We start from the raw sequence: 15,029 nt of genomic DNA on the forward strand, positions 1-15,029 counted from the left end.
CCACCTCAAGCTGAGTATTTCGCAACAATGGCGCGTGGGGATTGACTTGTCTGTCTATCTCTTGCTCAATTGACTCACGGTGAGGTTTCTCGACACGCAAGGCCAAGGATGGTCGGTCCGCCACCGCGGGGCGGCCTTCGTCGTGCTGTCCGCAGGAATCCTGCTCACGGTGCTGGGAGCCGTTCCGCCCTCGGCGATGGCCGCCGTGGAACCGACCCCGAGCGCAACGACGCCACCCGGTGAAGCTGTCGCGGCCACCGATCCGCTCGTCATCGATTCACCGTCGAACGACTTCCTGTTTCCCAGCGCGAGCGTCACCATCTCCGGCACCAGGGATCCGACGGGCGTCGTCGAGGTCCAGTCCCTCACCGGAGGTGCCCCATCCTGCGTCGTCCCCCTCGGCACGGGGACCTGGCAATGCACGTTCTCCGCGCCCACGGGCCGCAATACCGTCACCGTGTTCCAGCGCTTCGCGGGCAATCCCACTCCCGAGCAGGCCCGCATCACGGTCAGGGTGCTGCCGGCGCCGACCATCACGGGCCGCTCCCCCATCGTGACCACGGGGATCGTGACGGGCACGGGCTATCCAGGATCGGGGATCGTGCTCTCGGGCTCCGCGGTCGGCGACTGCCCCGGCGTGGTGCAACCGAGCGGATACTGGTCGTGCCCACTCGCCGTCGGCGTGTCGGGCGACTACCCGATTTCTGCGACCCAGACCTGGGAAGGAAACGGCAATCAGCCGGGCGGGTCGAGCCCCACGGTGATCATCAGGGTCGACCGGGATCCGCCCGCCTACCCGGTGTTCTCCCAGCCGGTCGCCGGAGCCCAGTCAGGGAGCCAGCCGACGGTCTTCGCCGGCACTGGCGAGAATGGTGCACGAGTCGACGTCTTCGTCGACGGCGCTCTCGTCTGTTCTGGCGTCGTCAGTGCCGGCAACTGGTCGTGCTCCGCGACACTGGGCGCCGGACAGCACAGCGTGCAGGGAATCCAATGGGACGTCGCCGGCAATCCCAGCGGTGCGACTGCGGCCATCGCCATCTCGATCGCCGGTGCACCCGCACCGGTGAACCCCGCGCCGCAACCCCAGGCGCCGGGCTCGGTGGAGCCGCCCGCCCCCGATCCCGCCCCGCCCGCGCCCGTGCCCGTCCCGTCGCCATCCCCCTCGCAGGACACGGCCGGGGCTCCCGCTGCCGCTCCCACGTTCCCGTTCTTCCCTCCCCCGGTGGGAGGCATCTCCGGACTCGCCCCGCTCGAGACCTGGGGCACTCCCACCGAATACGGTGGCGCTATCCCTTCCGTGGCATCGACCGCCTCCGGAGGGGCGTGGCTGTGGGGACTCGGGCTCGGTATCGGCTTCGTGCTGCTCGTCGCACTGCCGTTACGTCTGGCGCTCGCCGCCATGCGCAGCCGCTTCCCGCGTCACTATTTCGCGCGGGACCACAGCAGACTCACCGCGTCTGAGGTTCCCCAGCTGCGCCCGCGACTGACCCTGCTGGGGGCGATCGGCGCCGCCGCGGTCCTCGCAGCGCTCGCCGGCGGCATCCAGGGCGAGGTGCGGTACCTCAGGCTCGCTATCGCCATCGCGATCGCACTGCTCCTGTTGAACGGCATCACGGTGGCGATCACGACCAGGATCGCCACGACTGCGCTCGGTGGCGAGTCACGGCTGAGGCTCGTGCCGGTCTTCCTGGCGATTGCCGCGATCACCGCCCTCGTGTCCCGCGGTGGCGGCATCCAGCCCCCGGTCATCATGGGCGTCGTGGTGGCGGCATCCTTCCTCGCCGATGTGCCTGCGCGGTCACGAGGGCTCGTCGCCACGATTCAACTGGTCGTCACCGTGGCTTTGGGGCTGGGTGCCTGGCTCGCCCACAGCGCCATCGGACCGGTCACCGGATTCCTGCCGCTGCTCGCGAGCGAGACGCTCTCGAGCCTGTGCATCGCGGCGATAGGCTCCGCCGTCATCCTGTGCCTGCCGGTCAGCAGGATGCCCGGTCGCCTCATCATCGAATGGTCACCGGTAGCGTGGGTCGCTGTCGCTCTCGCCGCGGGCACTGTGGCGGGCGTCGTGGTCGCGGGCGGAGAGACGTTCCCCGTGCCGTGGCTCGTCGGACTCTCGCTCGCGTTCGCGGCGGCCTGTCTCGCACTGTGGGCGTGGATCAGGCTCATCGAGCCGTCGTTCGGCGCACGCGTCCCTGCCGCCGTGAGTACGGCCCGCGGGCGGGCCTGAGCCAGTTCATTACTGACTCAGTTCACTTCCGGCCAGGGTCAGGCGACGACGTCGCGCCTGAGGCAGGAGATCAGGTCAGCAGTCTCACTGTCCCTGTCGCTCCAGTCGGACTCCCCTAGCGGCAACGTGCGGCTGAAGTGCGGGTAGTTGACGGTGATGCGTACGTCACCGAGACCGTCGTCGGTCTGCCCGGCGGCCCCGGGGAGCGACTCGAGGCCGAAGCTACCGAGCGCTTTGCGGGCCGTGACGACCACTTCGAGTGGCGTCGCGCCCGTGCTGGGATCGCCATCGAAGTTCGCATAGGCGACGATCTCGTCGGTGAAAGCGACTACCGACACCGAGGCGTGATTCTGGCCGCGCGGTGGCACGTACTTGACGGAGAAGTAGCGGATCTCATCCTGGCCCGTGGCCAGGATCAGGTCAGTCAGCAACTGGGAATACCACGAAGGGACCCCATCGCTCGTGCCGTCGCGCCAGCTCAACTCCGACCGGAATCGAGTGTCGAACCGCTCCCGCTGGTCAATCATGCCGGACATACTCACCATCGCCTCCACAGCCGCACCGAGATCTTACGCAGTCACACTCTGTCCACCGCACCGTCGCAACCCAACCCTGACGTGGGCCAGGCCGCTCCGGCCACCCTACTTCTTTGTGGCGGGAGTCCGGTTTTCGGCCGATACCATCCAGGCGAACTGTTCGAGCTTTTCGATGATTCCGTGCAGTATATCGGCGCTCGTCGGGTCTTCGTCATCGACGTCGTCGTGCACGTCGCGCATGGTGGCGACGGTCGCTTCGAGTCGAACGGTCACGAGGTCGACGGTCTCGGTGGTGTCGATTTCTCCGGCGGGATACTCGGGCAGCGTCGTGGTGGCCGCGACGGTGTCGCTCCGACCATCCGGAATTCCGTGAAGCGCACGCATGCGCTCCGCGACGTCGTCACTGAACTCACGGGACGCCTCGATGATCTCGTCGAGAATGCGGTGGGTGTCGCGGAAGTTGCGACCCACGACGTTCCAGTGCGCCTGCTTGCCCTGGATCTGGAGTTCGAGAAGGTCGACGAGCACCTTCTGCATGTTGTCGGTCAGCGTCTTCGAGGCGGTGAAACCGTGCTCAGCGTTCTGGCGACGCGTGGTGCTGGCGCCTGAACCTGTGGGAGCTTTCGTATCGCGATCTGTAGAACTGGTCATGACTTCAGGCTAGAACTCCTGAATCGTTCGTGCCACGGGTCGACTATCGGCGGTCGGAGTGATACAGAGTCAGCCCGTCAGGACCCGGTCGAGGATTCCGGCTCAGCACTGAACACGAGGCCGGCGGGGTTGTTGGAGGATGCCGCGAGCACCTCGATCCACTCCCGGTTGATCACCGGCGGTCGACTTCCGAAATAGCGGAAGAAGAGGGTGCTGCTGGGGTCGAGCCAGATCGAGCTCCGGCCGCTCCCGGCGCCGGGAGCGCTGGTCCACGAGAACACGAACCCTTCCCGACGGCGCAGCTTCGCAGTGATCACGATCTGGAGATGTGCGAGCGCACGATCATCGAACGAGATCTCGGTCGCGGACGCGCCATACAACAAAGTACCCACAGCCAGCCTTTCGTGCTCTCACCATCCCGGGGAAAGTTCAGGGTCAATCGTACAGTCCTACGGCAGAATGTTCGTTCTACAGGCCACGGTCTTCCTCCGGGGGAATTACCTCGCCGCACGAGGGTTGAGACTAGTAGGGCACCTACACACGACTCGAAAGGCGGGCGACACCGATGACGTCGACGACATCACCCCGGGGCACGCTGTCGCCCGCCGATGTCGAGCGGATCCGCGGTGACTTCCCGATCCTGCAGACGGAGGTGAACGGGCATCCACTCGCCTACCTCGATTCGGGCGCCACCTCGCAGAAGCCGCTCGCCGTGCTCGACGCCGAGCGCGAGTTCTACCTGCACCGCAACTCCGCAGTCCACCGCGGCGCGCACATGCTCGCTGCGGAAGCGACAGAGGAGTTCGAGGATGCCAGGGCCACCGTCGCCGCCTTCGTGGGCGCTACAGCCGACGAGATCGTGTGGACGTCTGGCGCCACCGAAGGCCTGAACCTGCTCGCGTACGCCCTCTCGAACGCGTCATTCTCCCCCGCCCATGCTGCGCTGCGACTGGTGCCCGGCGACGAGATCGTCGTCACCGAGCAGGAGCACCACGCGAACCTCATCCCGTGGCAGCAGCTGGCGCTGCGCACGGGCGCGACCCTGCGCTTCATCCCCGTCGACGACGAGGGGGCGCTGCGCATCGACCTCCTCGACGAGATCATCACCGAGCGCACCAGGCTCGTCACGTTCTCCCACGTCTCGAACGTGCTCGGCGCGATCAACCCGGTCGCCGACATCGTGGCACGGGCGCGGGAAATCGGCGCAATCGTCGTGCTGGACGCCTGCCAGTCTGTGCCGCACCTTCCCGTGGACTTCCACGAGCTCGACGTGGACTTCGCCGTGTTCTCCGGTCACAAGATGCTCGGCCCCACCGGCGTCGGTGTGCTCTACGGTCGCGGACCGATGCTCGACGCGCTGCCGCCGTTCCTCACCGGCGGCTCGATGATCACCACGGTCACGATGGAGGCTGCAGAGTTCCTGCCCGCTCCGCAGCGGTTCGAGGCCGGCACCCAGCGGGTATCCCAGGCGATCGCGCTGGCCGCGGCCGCGCGCTACCTCGACGCGGTCGGCATGGATCGGATCGCCGCCCACGGTGTCCACGTCGGCCGCCGGCTGCTCGACGGCCTGACCTCGATCGACGGTGTGCGCGTGCTGGGTACTGGAGCCGAGCGGGTGGGGCTCGCGAGTATCGATGTGGCGGGCATCCACGCTCACGATCTCGGCCAGTTCCTGGACGACCGCGGCATCGCCGTGCGCGTCGGCCACCACTGCACCCAGCCGTTGCACCGCCGACTCGGGCTGACCGCCACGACGAGGGCCAGCGGATCGCTGTACACGACAGACGACGACATCGACCGCTTCCTGCAGGGCGTCAGCGACGCCAGAGACTATTTCGGGGTGACCTCATGAGCTCCAGCGAGCTGAACGGGCTGTACCAGCAGCTGATCCTCGACCACTCGAAGAATCCGCAGGGCCAGGTGACGCTCGAGAATCCCACGGCGAGCTCCCACCAGCTCAACCCGACCTGCGGTGACGAGATCACTCTTTCCATCGAGGTGGATGCCGGCACCATCACCCACGTCGGCTGGAAGGGTCACGGCTGCACCATCTCGCAGTCGAGCGCCTCCCTGCTGTCGACCCTGGTCGAAGGCCGCGAGGTGGACGACACCACACTGCTGCTCGAACAGTTCCGTGAGGCCATGCGCTCCCGCGGCACCATCGAGCTCGACGAGGACCGGTTCGAGGATGCGATCGCGCTCAACGGGGTCTCCCGTTACGTGGCGAGGGTCAAGTGCGCGATGCTCGCCTGGGTGGCGCTGGAGCACGCGCTCGAGGGTCGCTGAGCGTCGGGACCCATACCGATCCTGACCTAGGGTCGAATCATGACGGATGCGAGCCCCTGGATCGCCACGGCCGTCGCCCTGCTGCTGCTCGCCACGATCGCGACTGTGGGCCTCGGTGCGGCCGGGGTACGCCAGCCGCGAGCCGTGGTGTTCGCGCTGGTGAGGGCGATCATCCAGCTCACCGCTCTCAGTCTCGTTCTGACCGGGATCCTGCGGGATCCGCTGTGGGTCGGGATCGGGCTCACCGTCATGTTCGTCGCCGCGGTGGCCACAGCGGCCATGCGCAGCCCTCGCGGATCGCGGCAACCCGTGCCGCTGGCCGTCGCCATGCTCGCGGGCCCCATAACCGTGATGCTGATCGTGTTCCTCACCGGCGCTATCGAGTTCTCACCCCGCTACGTGCTCGCGATCGGCGGCATCGTGATCGGCAACACCATGACCATCGCGATCCTCACCCAGCGCGTGTTCCGCTCGACAGTGCACGACCACTGGGAAGAGGTGGAGGGATGGCTCGCCCTCGGGGCGACGCCCCGACGCTCCACCCTCGACCTGGCGCGCTCGGCCATCCACACCGCCATGCTGCCGTCGGTCGACCAGACCCGCACCACCGGAATCGTCGTGCTGCCCGGCACCTTCGTCGGAGCGATCTTCGCTGGTGCCTCACCGGTTGAAGCCGGTCGGTTCCAGATCGTGGTGCTCGCGAGCGTGCTCGCCGCGGGAGTGCTGACCGCGGTCATCCTGACCAGACTGACCGGCGGGATGGCGCTGAAACCGGCGGCGTAGCGGTCTATCTCGCGACATGCCCTGAGTCGAGAAGAGACTCCCATGGAGCGAACGCGACGATACCGTCCGCCCGTGCAGCAAACCCGTCATCGACGGTGACGAAGACATCGGCCTGCAGTTGCGCGACGGCCAGATACTCGGCATCCCGAGTGCCGGCCCAGTCGAGCTTCTCCGCGAGTTTCCAGGCTGTGGCGCGAGAAACCCGATCCCCCAGCAGCCGGATGCGCATGGTCGTGACGCGATCCAGTAGCTCCAACGCCGCGGCACGTTCCAGGTGTCCCGAGCGCACCTGGCCGTACAGCAACGACAGTGCCTCTGATCGCAGGATGCTCGGAGCCACGAGTCGATGCGCCGCGCTCAGCATCACCTTCTCGCGAGCTAGCTGGATCGCGGTGGGTGCGTCGATAGCGAATCTGGTCATGTGCCATTGTGACGCCGGCCACCGTCACCTGTCGCGGGAGTGCGGGAGTGTGCCCCGGCAGGGACTCGACGCCCCACCAGTGCCGCCACCACGTCGCGCGGCCGTGCGCAGGTGCGAGTGCACGATGGCGCGACGCAGCGGACTGCACTGGCGGGGACCCCGATGCTCCGAGGGGCCACACCGTGGCACGTTTCGGCTCGACCGCTTCGCGGCCGATCCGAAACGTGCCCCGGCAGGGACTCGAACTCGAATGTAGGACATTTTAGGACGCATTGAGGTCACAAATACCCCGGTAAATCAACGATCTTGGGGTGGGGTGATTACCCCACATCACTTGGGTTTCCTTAGGGATGTGGGCAAAATGTGGGCACGGAACCGCATCAGCAAGCAGTTGGGCCTCGACTCCGACTTCGCGTCCCGCTGAAATGGGCTGGGCCTTGAGTCGCGCTAGCAATCACATACGGGCCCAACTTCGGCCAACTGCGCAGCACACCAATCCAAAGAGGGCTCGCACTGACTCTGCGTTGCACCGGCAAGGCAAGCGAGTATCGGCAATTGGCTTCGAGCGAAGAAACGGAACCAAAAGTAGATAAGTCCTACGTCCACACCAGAAACTGGCCGGCTACTTTGTGCCGGTCGAATGACTTATCGATCTCCACATAGGCCAAGATGCCGTGACTGGAAGGTCAACTATGAGCAGCATGCTCAGAAGCAAAATGGTCGTGTTGCTCACCGGAGCAGTAGGCGCGCGAAGGATACGTCTTGCGAATGGGCTGCCGCACCCAGTGGACAGCCCTCGAATCACGATAGAGGGACCTGATCCAGACCGATTGCTTTTAGTCGGGTCAGGCATCATGACCGGCATCGGAGTGTCCAGCCACAAACTGTCGATCGCCGGCAACCTCGCGAGGGATATTTCGAGACAAACCGGCCGAGGAATCGACGTGGAGATTGTTCCGATACCAGGACTAATCGCCATGCACGCAGCGTCGCGCCTCAAAGCGATCCCACTTGGCGGCTTCGACGTTGTGGTTGTCGCGCTCGGCATTAACGATGTCTTCATCGGCACGCCGAGGCGGCAATGGCGACAGGGGATCCGATCCATGCTGAAAACGATTGACTCCGCGCTTCCCACGCGCGGACAGGTCTTTCTGGTCACCATTGCTGATCCCACCCAGACTCCGCTGTTTCGTCCCTTTCACGCCCGATTGGCTGCGCGACACGCTCTCGCGCTCAATGCAGAAACACTCACTATCGCCCGCGGTCATCCGCGCCTGAATCTCATCGAATTTAGGGTTGGACCGATCGACGACCCGGTGAGGCTGTATACGCGGGCTTCCTACGCGCGATGGTCTCATCAACTTGCCCCCGCCATCGTCCTTGGGCTCAATCAGGTCCATTCGTCCCGGTAAAGGCTTTTGAAATGTTTGACGGAGCATGTATTTCCAGAGGATCGCTAATTCTCGGATTCACCGATAGTCAAACGCTCCGCACGTGCCGTTCGCCACACCGCACGCGCAGCATCCACGTTGAGAAGTCCGATGAGCACGCCCACGATTATGTCCGGCCAGCCCGATGTGAAAATCAGCCCGACTACGGCCGCCACAATCATCGCAATGTTCGCCAGCGAGTCATTTCGTGCGGACAACCACGCGGCCCGAACCATGCTTCCCGGATGCTGCCGATGTCGAGCCAGGAGTATGGCGCACCCAAGATTCACTAGTAGGGCGCCGGTTGCAGCGAGCGAGAACGCCGTGAACTCCGGCGGGGTCGGTTGCATGATCTTCTGCGCGGCCGTCCACACTGTGGCGAGGGCAGGGATGAGGATAACGAAAGCGAGCGCCCCGCCGACGGTAGCGCGAGTCCGGCGCGACCACGCGAGGGCAAAGAACACCAGCAAATTGACGCTGGTGTCTTCAAGAAAGTCGACGCTGTCGGCGAAGAGCGATACGGAGCCGATAATGCGGGCAATCGTGAACTCGACCACGAAGTAACCGAAGTTGAGCGCAGCGACAATCAGCACGACTCTGCGAACTGCGACGTCCTTCGGGTCCATGCTCGGAGCCTACAGATTCCGGTAGCTGAGAACACTCTCACTATCTTCGGCCCGGATCTGCATCAGATCGCAACCTCCTCCTTCCACACTGTCGGGGGAAGAAGGAGCTATCCGTGCGTGTTCTGGTTGTCGAGGATGATCCCGCTATTCAACGATCCCTCGCGCAGACGCTGCGCGAGGCCGGATATGCGGTCGATCTCGCCAGCGATGCCGCGGACGGCCTTCGCGCGTTCATGATCGAGCCCGTGGACGTCGCGGTGCTGGACGTGCGGCTGCCAGGCATGGCTGGAGGCGGTATGGAGTTATGTCGCCGCATCCGTGAAGTATCGCCAGAAGTGCCGATTCTCATGCTCACCGCAATCGACTCGGCGGCATCGAAAGTGCAGGGTCTGGATGCAGGAGCCGACGACTACCTGACCAAACCGTTCCACATCGAGGAGTTGCTGGCTCGGGTGAGGGCTCTCCTCCGCCGAGCTCCCCGAGCACGGGCGGAGTCGGTCGCGGTTGGGACGATGCAGCTCGAGCCGAGTACGCGATCAGTCATTCGGCTCGGCCGTCGCATCGAACTGACCGCCAAAGAGTACGCGGTGCTCGACTACCTCATGCGCAACGCTGGCACGATCGTCAGTGCGTCAGATCTGATCGATCACGCGTGGGACAGCAACTACGAGGGCTACAGCAATGTCGTCCAGACCTATATCCGGTACCTTCGTCGAAAGTTGATGATCGACGGACAGCCGGACCCGATCACGACCTTCCGCGGCAGTGGCTACTCGATCGACGCAGGCTCGTGATATTTCGCCGGGCGAAGGTGAGGCTGGCGCTCTCCTTTGCCGCCGTTCAGCTCGTGTTGTTCGCTGCGTTCGGGTTCGGCATTTACTACTTTGTGACGACGACCTTCGACTACGACGCAGCTGAGAGCGACTCGGTCGTCATAACGGCGGAGGCCGGATTCGCCGCGTTGCGCAACGGCATCATCATTGCGTACTTGGCGCTGGTGGTAGTGATTCCGGTCACGAGCTACCTGCTCGCGTCTTTGGCGATGCGGCCGATCCTGAAGAGCTTCGAGGCTCAGCAGCGGTTCATCGATGACGCGTCCCATGAGTTCCGCACGCCCTTGAGCGCACTGCAGGCACAGCTGGAGCTGGGACTCCGCCGGGATCGGTCTTTCTCCGAGTACCGCACGATTCTCGTCCACTCCCTGAATTCCACCTCGCAACTCATCGAGATACTGGACGACCTTCTCCTGCTGTCTCGTGGAGCACACGACATCAACATCGCAATGCGAGAGGTCGAGGTTGGTTCGATCGTGGCCGATGCCATCGATCTGCTCTCTCCCGTGGACGCGGCCAGGGTGCTCCACGCGGATCCACCAGAATTGTTGGTGTCGGCTGCGCCATCGATGCTGACCCGCACGGTGGTGAATCTGCTCACCAATGCGATGCGGTACTCGCCTGCCGAATCACCGGTGACATTGACCATCTCGAAGCACGGCGGGATGGTCAGGATCAGCATTGAGGATCACGGCGTCGGAATGACGCGCCAGGACCGGGAGCGGGCATTCGAGAGATTCTGGCGGGCCGACGATTCCCGTTCGAGCCAGGGTAGGGGCCTCGGTCTTTCGATAGTGAAGGAAATCGTGGACTTGCACGGCGGGCGGGTCGAACTTGAGTCAGAGCTGGGAGTCGGCACAACTGCTTCCCTTGAGCTCCCGCTCTCACGGTGATCCCACGGAGCCCTTTCTAACGTTATTCATATGGCGGTGTACGACCGCCGGAACATGGAGAAGATTCATATGAGCAAGCTCAAGACCACGCTGGCAACGTCGGCTGTCATCCTCGTCTCGCTAGTGGGAGGCGGGCTCGTCATAGCACTGCCAGCTCAGGCCGCGACCACGGCGATCGCCCACATGACCGGCGTCGAGGATGGCACCAATGATGGCGAGACCGCTGACGACCAGGGTGTCGAAGACGGCACCAACGACGGCGAAACCGCCGACGACCAAGGTGTCGAAGACGGCACCAACGACGGCGAAACCGCCGACGACCAAGGTGTCGAAGACGGCACCAACGACGGCGAAACCGCCGACGATACCGGCAACTGACTACCGCTGTTGGGCCGGTCGACGTGTTGTCGACCGGCCTTTGTCATGCCAGTGGGAATAGCACCTCGACCGTAAGCCCGTCGCCGGGCCGGTTGTCGAGCATAATCTCGCCGCCGGACACTGACACGATGCCAGAGACTATCGAGAGGCCGAGGCCTGCCCCTCCGCCGGTGCGCGCATAGTCGGCCCGTGAGAACCTGTCGAATGCGACGGGCAAGAACTCCTCGTCCATTCCTCCAGCGTTGTCAGCGATTCGAAGAACGACGTCGGTGGTGCGTGAAGTGAGCGAGAGTTCAATGAGCCCGGTCTCGCCCATTGCTGACAGAGAGTTATTAACCAGGTTGTCGCACACTCGGCCGAAGTCCGTGTCACTCACAGCGACAGTACGGTTATCGTCCGGTCCGCTTGAATACTCGATGCGGATGTCACGTCCGCCCACGCGCTTCCGTCCACGATCAGCGGCATCCGACAGTTCGTTGGCAAGTTGGATAAAAGTTGAGTATCCCGGAGTCGCCTGCGCGTCGATGCGGGAGAGCTCGAGCATCGATGTTGCGAGGGCCGACAGTCGAGCGAGCGTTCGCTGCGCCGACTGCACGTCAGCCTGCATCTTGGGAAGCGTGTCCGCCTGACTCTGGGCGAGTTCAAGTTGAGTGTGGATGATCGCGAGCGGAGTCCGAAATTCGTGGGATGCGTCGGAGACGATCTGGCGTTCACGCTCAGCGGAGGTGCGGAGTTGGCTGATCAGCTCGTTGAGGGTACTTGCCAGTTCGGAGATCTCGTCCCGGGCGGGGCCAACAGGCAGCATCTCGTCGCCCGGTGCCGAGACCAGAGTGGCAGCACTTCGCCGTAGGCGCTCGACCGGCCGCAAAGCGGCGCTGCCGATGAACCACGTGGCCGCACCGAAGGCAATGTTGATAGCGGCGATGCTTCCGATCAGCAGGAACGCAACCTGATTAAGCACGGAGGACTCAGCATCGTCGCGGTTGGCAGTGATGACCGTCCATACACCCGCGTCAGTCTCGACGCCCGTGACTCGGACGAGAAACGTCATCGAACCGACTGACACATTTCGCGTTGCGTCGGGTGCGGCCTTGAGAGAATCCAGCTGACCGGTAAGGGCATCCGGGAGAGTGTTCACCTGGAGGGAGGCATCCGGGCTAACCACGGCGACAAGTTGATCGGCACCTGGTTCATCCACCTCCTCTGCGGCATTCGCCGTGAGAGCAGTGAGGTAAGGCCCTTCGACGTTCTCGAGCACCCTCACCTGGCCGTCATAGACGATGCGCTGCACCTGGGTAAAGATGACAATCCCCGCGACAATGGAAATAAGGATGGCGATGATGAGGCTGCCGCCTGTGATGCGCGCCCGGATGGTGAGCCGTGACAGGTTCACGTGGTCGTCACGATCAGTTGGAAGCCCACGCCGCGCGCCGTAACGATGCTTACCGGCGACTGAACGGTATCCAGCTTTCTACGCACGTAGCTCACGTATTGGTCGACGATGTTGGGGTCGATGTACGACGCGGAGCCCCAGATGGAATCGATGATCTCGGCACGGGGAAGAACCCGCGGGGCGTTCTCGGCCAGCAGGCGCAGCAGGTCAAACTCGGTACGGCTGAGCCGGAGTTCCTTACCACCCGCCGTGATTTCGTGACGGGTCATGTCGATCTGCAGGCCGCCGACGTCAAGTCTGGACATGCCGATCGAGTCCCGGCGGCGAAGCGCTCTCAACCTGGCCGCGAGTTCTGCGAACTCGAACGGTTTCGTGAGGTAGTCGTCCGCGCCCGCGTCGAGTCCGCGCACACGATCATCGACCGCGTCCCTCGCTGTGAGCAGCAAGATCGCCATGCCGTTGGTCTGCTCGCGCAGCCGGCGGCATAATTCGAATCCGGACATGCCCGGGAGCATGACGTCGAGCACGGCAATGTCGTAGGGCTCTTCGTTGGCGAGCGTGATGCCGTCGATGCCATTGTCGGCGATGTCGACCGCGTAGCCCTCCCCCCGCAGTCCCCGAGCGAGGAGGGTTGCCATCTCGGGCTCGTCCTCCACTACCAGGATGCGCAGGGCCACGCGGTCCACCTTCCGTTGTGGTGCGATCTTACGGCTACGCGGCGACGGCTTCGGCGATGGGTACCTCGAGAGCGGCCGCTCGACGCTGGCGCCCAACTTTGATTCCCAGATAGGTAGCGACGCCCACGATGACCACCAGAAAAACCACACTCGTAGCCGTTGCACCGACGCCGAGGCCGCCATCCGCTGGAGCCTGTGACAACAGGTCACCGATGGATGCTCCGAGTGGTCGGGTGAGGATATATGCGGCCCAGAAGCAGAAGACGACGTTGGCGTGGAACACGAAGCGCGCGATGACGATGACACCGATGAGCGATGCGAACAGGATGACTCCGACGAGGTAGCCAAGCCCGAGGCCTTCAGTGATGAGGTCGCCCGACGCGGTACCCAGAGCGAACGTGAAAAGGATCGCCACCCAATAGAAGGCCTCGCGGCGGCGAGTGAAGATCGTGTGGATCGACAGTGTCCGTTCGCGATAGAACCAGATTCCGAACGTGACGGCGAGAAGCACGCTGAAGATGATAGTGCTCACCCACAAGGGCAGACCGACGACGTCAGTGAGGTTGTCGGTGATGAGGGTTCCCACGACACTGATCAGCACCACCACAGTCCAGTAGACACCGGAGGTGTAACGCTTGGTCACGAACTGCGCGATCAGGGCGGCGATGAGAAGTGCGCCCATGATGTACGTCGTGATCCCAAGCCCCAGGCCGACGTCGACGTTGAGGTAGTCGGCGAAGGTCTCGCCGGTGGTGGTGGAGAGGATTTTGATCACCCAGAAAGCGAAGGTGATCTCGGGCACCCTGTTGAACAGGATGGTGCGAAGGTGCTCAGGCAGAGTGGCGTTTGTCATGCCCATAGGCTCCCGGAGCCCGCTGATCGTCAGCCCGCGATCGGGGCTCGATCCGGTGAAGGTTCTTTCAGAAATCGAGCTCTGACGCCGCGTAATGCTGCCGTAACTACCAGAGCGACTGATGCGCCGAGCAACGCGCCGGCCAGCACATCCGATAGCCAGTGCACGAGAAGGTAATTTCGGCTGACCGCCATGACAGGGATCCACACCGCGGCAAGCACCCGTGACCAGACAAAAGGAAAGGCAATTGCCAGCGCGATAGTGATCGCCGCTGCAGTGGTGGTGTGACCGGATGGAAACGAGGTCGAGCCCGCCGCCACGATCCCGTCCGTTGGACGAGGGCGGGCGACCGCGGTCTTGAGAAGTGAGGACATGCCCGAGGCGAGAGCCACCGTGAGTGCCACTGACGCGGCCTCGGTGAAATGCCGTTTGATGGCAAGACCGACGGCGAGCACGACAGTGACGATGGTCATGGAGAGGGTGCCACCTGCCACGTTGAGAAAGCGGGCCACTGTGTCGGCGACAGGGGCGTGATGGGCGAGAAGTAAGTCATGCCAAGGCTGGTCCAGACCGAACGGCAAGTCGCGGCCAGTCGTTGCAATGAGCACGCCCGCCACGATCACGATGGCCAGGCCGACGGCGCCAACGAATGCTGAGGGAAGTCTTGTATTGCTCACCCCATTGAGGCTACGGAATGCACCCGTATCGATAGGCAACAAGGCGACAGTCTCTCCTGAAAGTCTTCTCACACAATCTGGCGACACAGGCTCCGTCGAGCGGGATTTCAACTGCGAACATGTGCCGATGGTTATCAATCGCGTGCCCCACGTCACCGCCATGTTCTGGATCCTCAAATTGCTGACGACCGGAATCGGAGAAACAGCATCCGACTTTCTCGTGAAGACCTTTGATCCGGTGCCGGTGGTGCTCATCGCTGCGGTGCTGTTTGGGCTGCTGCGGGGATTTCGGACAGCGGAATTAGTGGATTCGTCTACGCTGCCAGGGCTGGCTGCTGATAACCATAGTGGACTTCGTTGGGCCG

The 15,029-nt window shown here is 63.7% G+C and carries 17 protein-coding genes and 1 pseudogene; 9 read left to right on the forward strand and 9 right to left on the reverse strand.

What is annotated here, in order from left to right:
* The first annotated feature begins 79 nt into the window (after positions 1-79).
* Positions 80-2,227, forward strand: a complete 2,148-nt coding sequence (locus IWX81_RS06265) for a hypothetical protein (protein WP_199280326.1) — start codon at positions 80-82, stop codon at positions 2,225-2,227.
* 38 nt (positions 2,228-2,265) lie between these two features.
* On the opposite strand, the gene IWX81_RS06270 is transcribed toward IWX81_RS06265, so the two are convergent.
* The 3 genes from IWX81_RS06270 to IWX81_RS06280 form a co-directional block, all read right to left on the reverse strand.
* Positions 2,266-2,754: a hypothetical protein gene (locus IWX81_RS06270; protein ID WP_199280327.1), complete on the reverse strand. Its 489-nt coding sequence runs from the start codon at positions 2,752-2,754 to the stop codon at positions 2,266-2,268.
* A gap of 114 nt (positions 2,755-2,868) precedes the next feature.
* Complete coding sequence (locus IWX81_RS06275) at positions 2,869-3,414, reverse strand: Dps family protein (RefSeq protein ID WP_199280328.1); 546 nt, start codon at positions 3,412-3,414, stop codon at positions 2,869-2,871.
* Positions 3,415-3,491: 77 nt separating this feature from the next.
* The gene (locus IWX81_RS06280; RefSeq protein ID WP_199280329.1) at positions 3,492-3,806 is read right to left on the reverse strand and encodes a DUF7882 family protein; all 315 of its coding nucleotides are present in this window, start codon (positions 3,804-3,806) and stop codon (positions 3,492-3,494) included.
* Positions 3,807-3,979: 173 nt separating this feature from the next.
* Between IWX81_RS06280 and IWX81_RS06285 the strand changes: the two genes are divergently transcribed.
* The 3 genes from IWX81_RS06285 to IWX81_RS06295 are packed head-to-tail and all read left to right on the forward strand — an operon-like array spanning position 3,980 to position 6,483.
* Positions 3,980-5,266 (forward strand): SufS family cysteine desulfurase, encoded by a 1,287-nt coding sequence (locus tag IWX81_RS06285; RefSeq protein ID WP_199280330.1) that lies wholly within the window; start codon positions 3,980-3,982, stop codon positions 5,264-5,266.
* Positions 5,263-5,700, forward strand: a complete 438-nt coding sequence (sufU, locus tag IWX81_RS06290) for a Fe-S cluster assembly sulfur transfer protein SufU (protein ID WP_199280331.1) — start codon at positions 5,263-5,265, stop codon at positions 5,698-5,700. The genes IWX81_RS06285 and sufU overlap by 4 nt, the downstream gene beginning before the upstream one ends.
* Before the next feature lie 39 nt (positions 5,701-5,739).
* Complete coding sequence (locus tag IWX81_RS06295; protein ID WP_199280332.1) at positions 5,740-6,483, forward strand: ABC transporter permease; 744 nt, start codon at positions 5,740-5,742, stop codon at positions 6,481-6,483.
* Between the two features lie 4 nt (positions 6,484-6,487).
* Here the strand turns inward: IWX81_RS06295 and IWX81_RS06300 are convergent, their stop codons facing one another.
* On the reverse strand, positions 6,488-6,904 hold the full coding sequence (locus IWX81_RS06300; RefSeq protein ID WP_199280333.1) for a type II toxin-antitoxin system VapC family toxin: 417 nt from the start codon (positions 6,902-6,904) through the stop codon (positions 6,488-6,490).
* An 854-nt stretch (positions 6,905-7,758) separates the two neighbouring features.
* Between IWX81_RS06300 and IWX81_RS06305 the strand changes: the two genes are divergently transcribed.
* The gene (locus IWX81_RS06305; RefSeq protein WP_199280334.1) at positions 7,759-8,316 is read left to right on the forward strand and encodes a hypothetical protein; all 558 of its coding nucleotides are present in this window, start codon (positions 7,759-7,761) and stop codon (positions 8,314-8,316) included.
* A gap of 44 nt (positions 8,317-8,360) precedes the next feature.
* On the opposite strand, the gene IWX81_RS06310 is transcribed toward IWX81_RS06305, so the two are convergent.
* A complete protein-coding gene (locus IWX81_RS06310) occupies positions 8,361-8,960 on the reverse strand; it encodes a cation transporter (RefSeq protein WP_199280335.1) in 600 nt (199 codons plus the stop codon).
* A gap of 113 nt (positions 8,961-9,073) precedes the next feature.
* On the opposite strand from IWX81_RS06310, the gene IWX81_RS06315 reads away from it, so the two are divergent.
* From IWX81_RS06315 to IWX81_RS06325, 3 genes are read left to right on the forward strand one after another with little or no spacing between them, the layout of a single operon-like run.
* Entirely contained in the window at positions 9,074-9,754 is a 681-nt protein-coding gene (locus IWX81_RS06315; protein WP_199280336.1) for a response regulator transcription factor, read from the forward strand.
* A complete protein-coding gene (locus tag IWX81_RS06320) occupies positions 9,751-10,686 on the forward strand; it encodes a sensor histidine kinase (protein ID WP_199280337.1) in 936 nt (311 codons plus the stop codon). The genes IWX81_RS06315 and IWX81_RS06320 overlap by 4 nt, the downstream gene beginning before the upstream one ends.
* Positions 10,687-10,716: 30 nt before the next feature.
* Complete coding sequence (locus IWX81_RS06325) at positions 10,717-11,064, forward strand: hypothetical protein (RefSeq protein WP_199280338.1); 348 nt, start codon at positions 10,717-10,719, stop codon at positions 11,062-11,064.
* 43 nt (positions 11,065-11,107) lie between these two features.
* Here IWX81_RS06325 and IWX81_RS06330 read toward each other — a convergent pair whose 3' ends face one another.
* From IWX81_RS06330 to IWX81_RS06345, 4 genes are read right to left on the reverse strand one after another with little or no spacing between them, the layout of a single operon-like run.
* Complete coding sequence (locus IWX81_RS06330) at positions 11,108-12,457, reverse strand: sensor histidine kinase (protein ID WP_199280339.1); 1,350 nt, start codon at positions 12,455-12,457, stop codon at positions 11,108-11,110.
* Complete coding sequence (locus IWX81_RS06335) at positions 12,454-13,134, reverse strand: response regulator transcription factor (RefSeq protein WP_334593284.1); 681 nt, start codon at positions 13,132-13,134, stop codon at positions 12,454-12,456. Before IWX81_RS06335 ends, IWX81_RS06330 begins: the two co-directional genes overlap by 4 nt.
* Before the next feature lie 34 nt (positions 13,135-13,168).
* Positions 13,169-13,987: a COG4705 family protein gene (locus tag IWX81_RS06340; RefSeq protein WP_199280340.1), complete on the reverse strand. Its 819-nt coding sequence runs from the start codon at positions 13,985-13,987 to the stop codon at positions 13,169-13,171.
* A gap of 29 nt (positions 13,988-14,016) precedes the next feature.
* On the reverse strand, positions 14,017-14,664 hold the full coding sequence (locus IWX81_RS06345) for a phosphatase PAP2 family protein (RefSeq protein ID WP_199280341.1): 648 nt from the start codon (positions 14,662-14,664) through the stop codon (positions 14,017-14,019).
* Between the two features lie 127 nt (positions 14,665-14,791).
* On the opposite strand from IWX81_RS06345, the pseudogene IWX81_RS06350 reads away from it, so the two are divergent.
* Positions 14,792-15,029: pseudogene (locus tag IWX81_RS06350) on the forward strand (hypothetical protein); the annotation flags it as partial.

Source organism: Salinibacterium sp. CAN_S4 (assembly GCF_015752305.1).
Classification (GTDB): Bacteria; Actinomycetota; Actinomycetes; order Actinomycetales; family Microbacteriaceae; genus Rhodoglobus.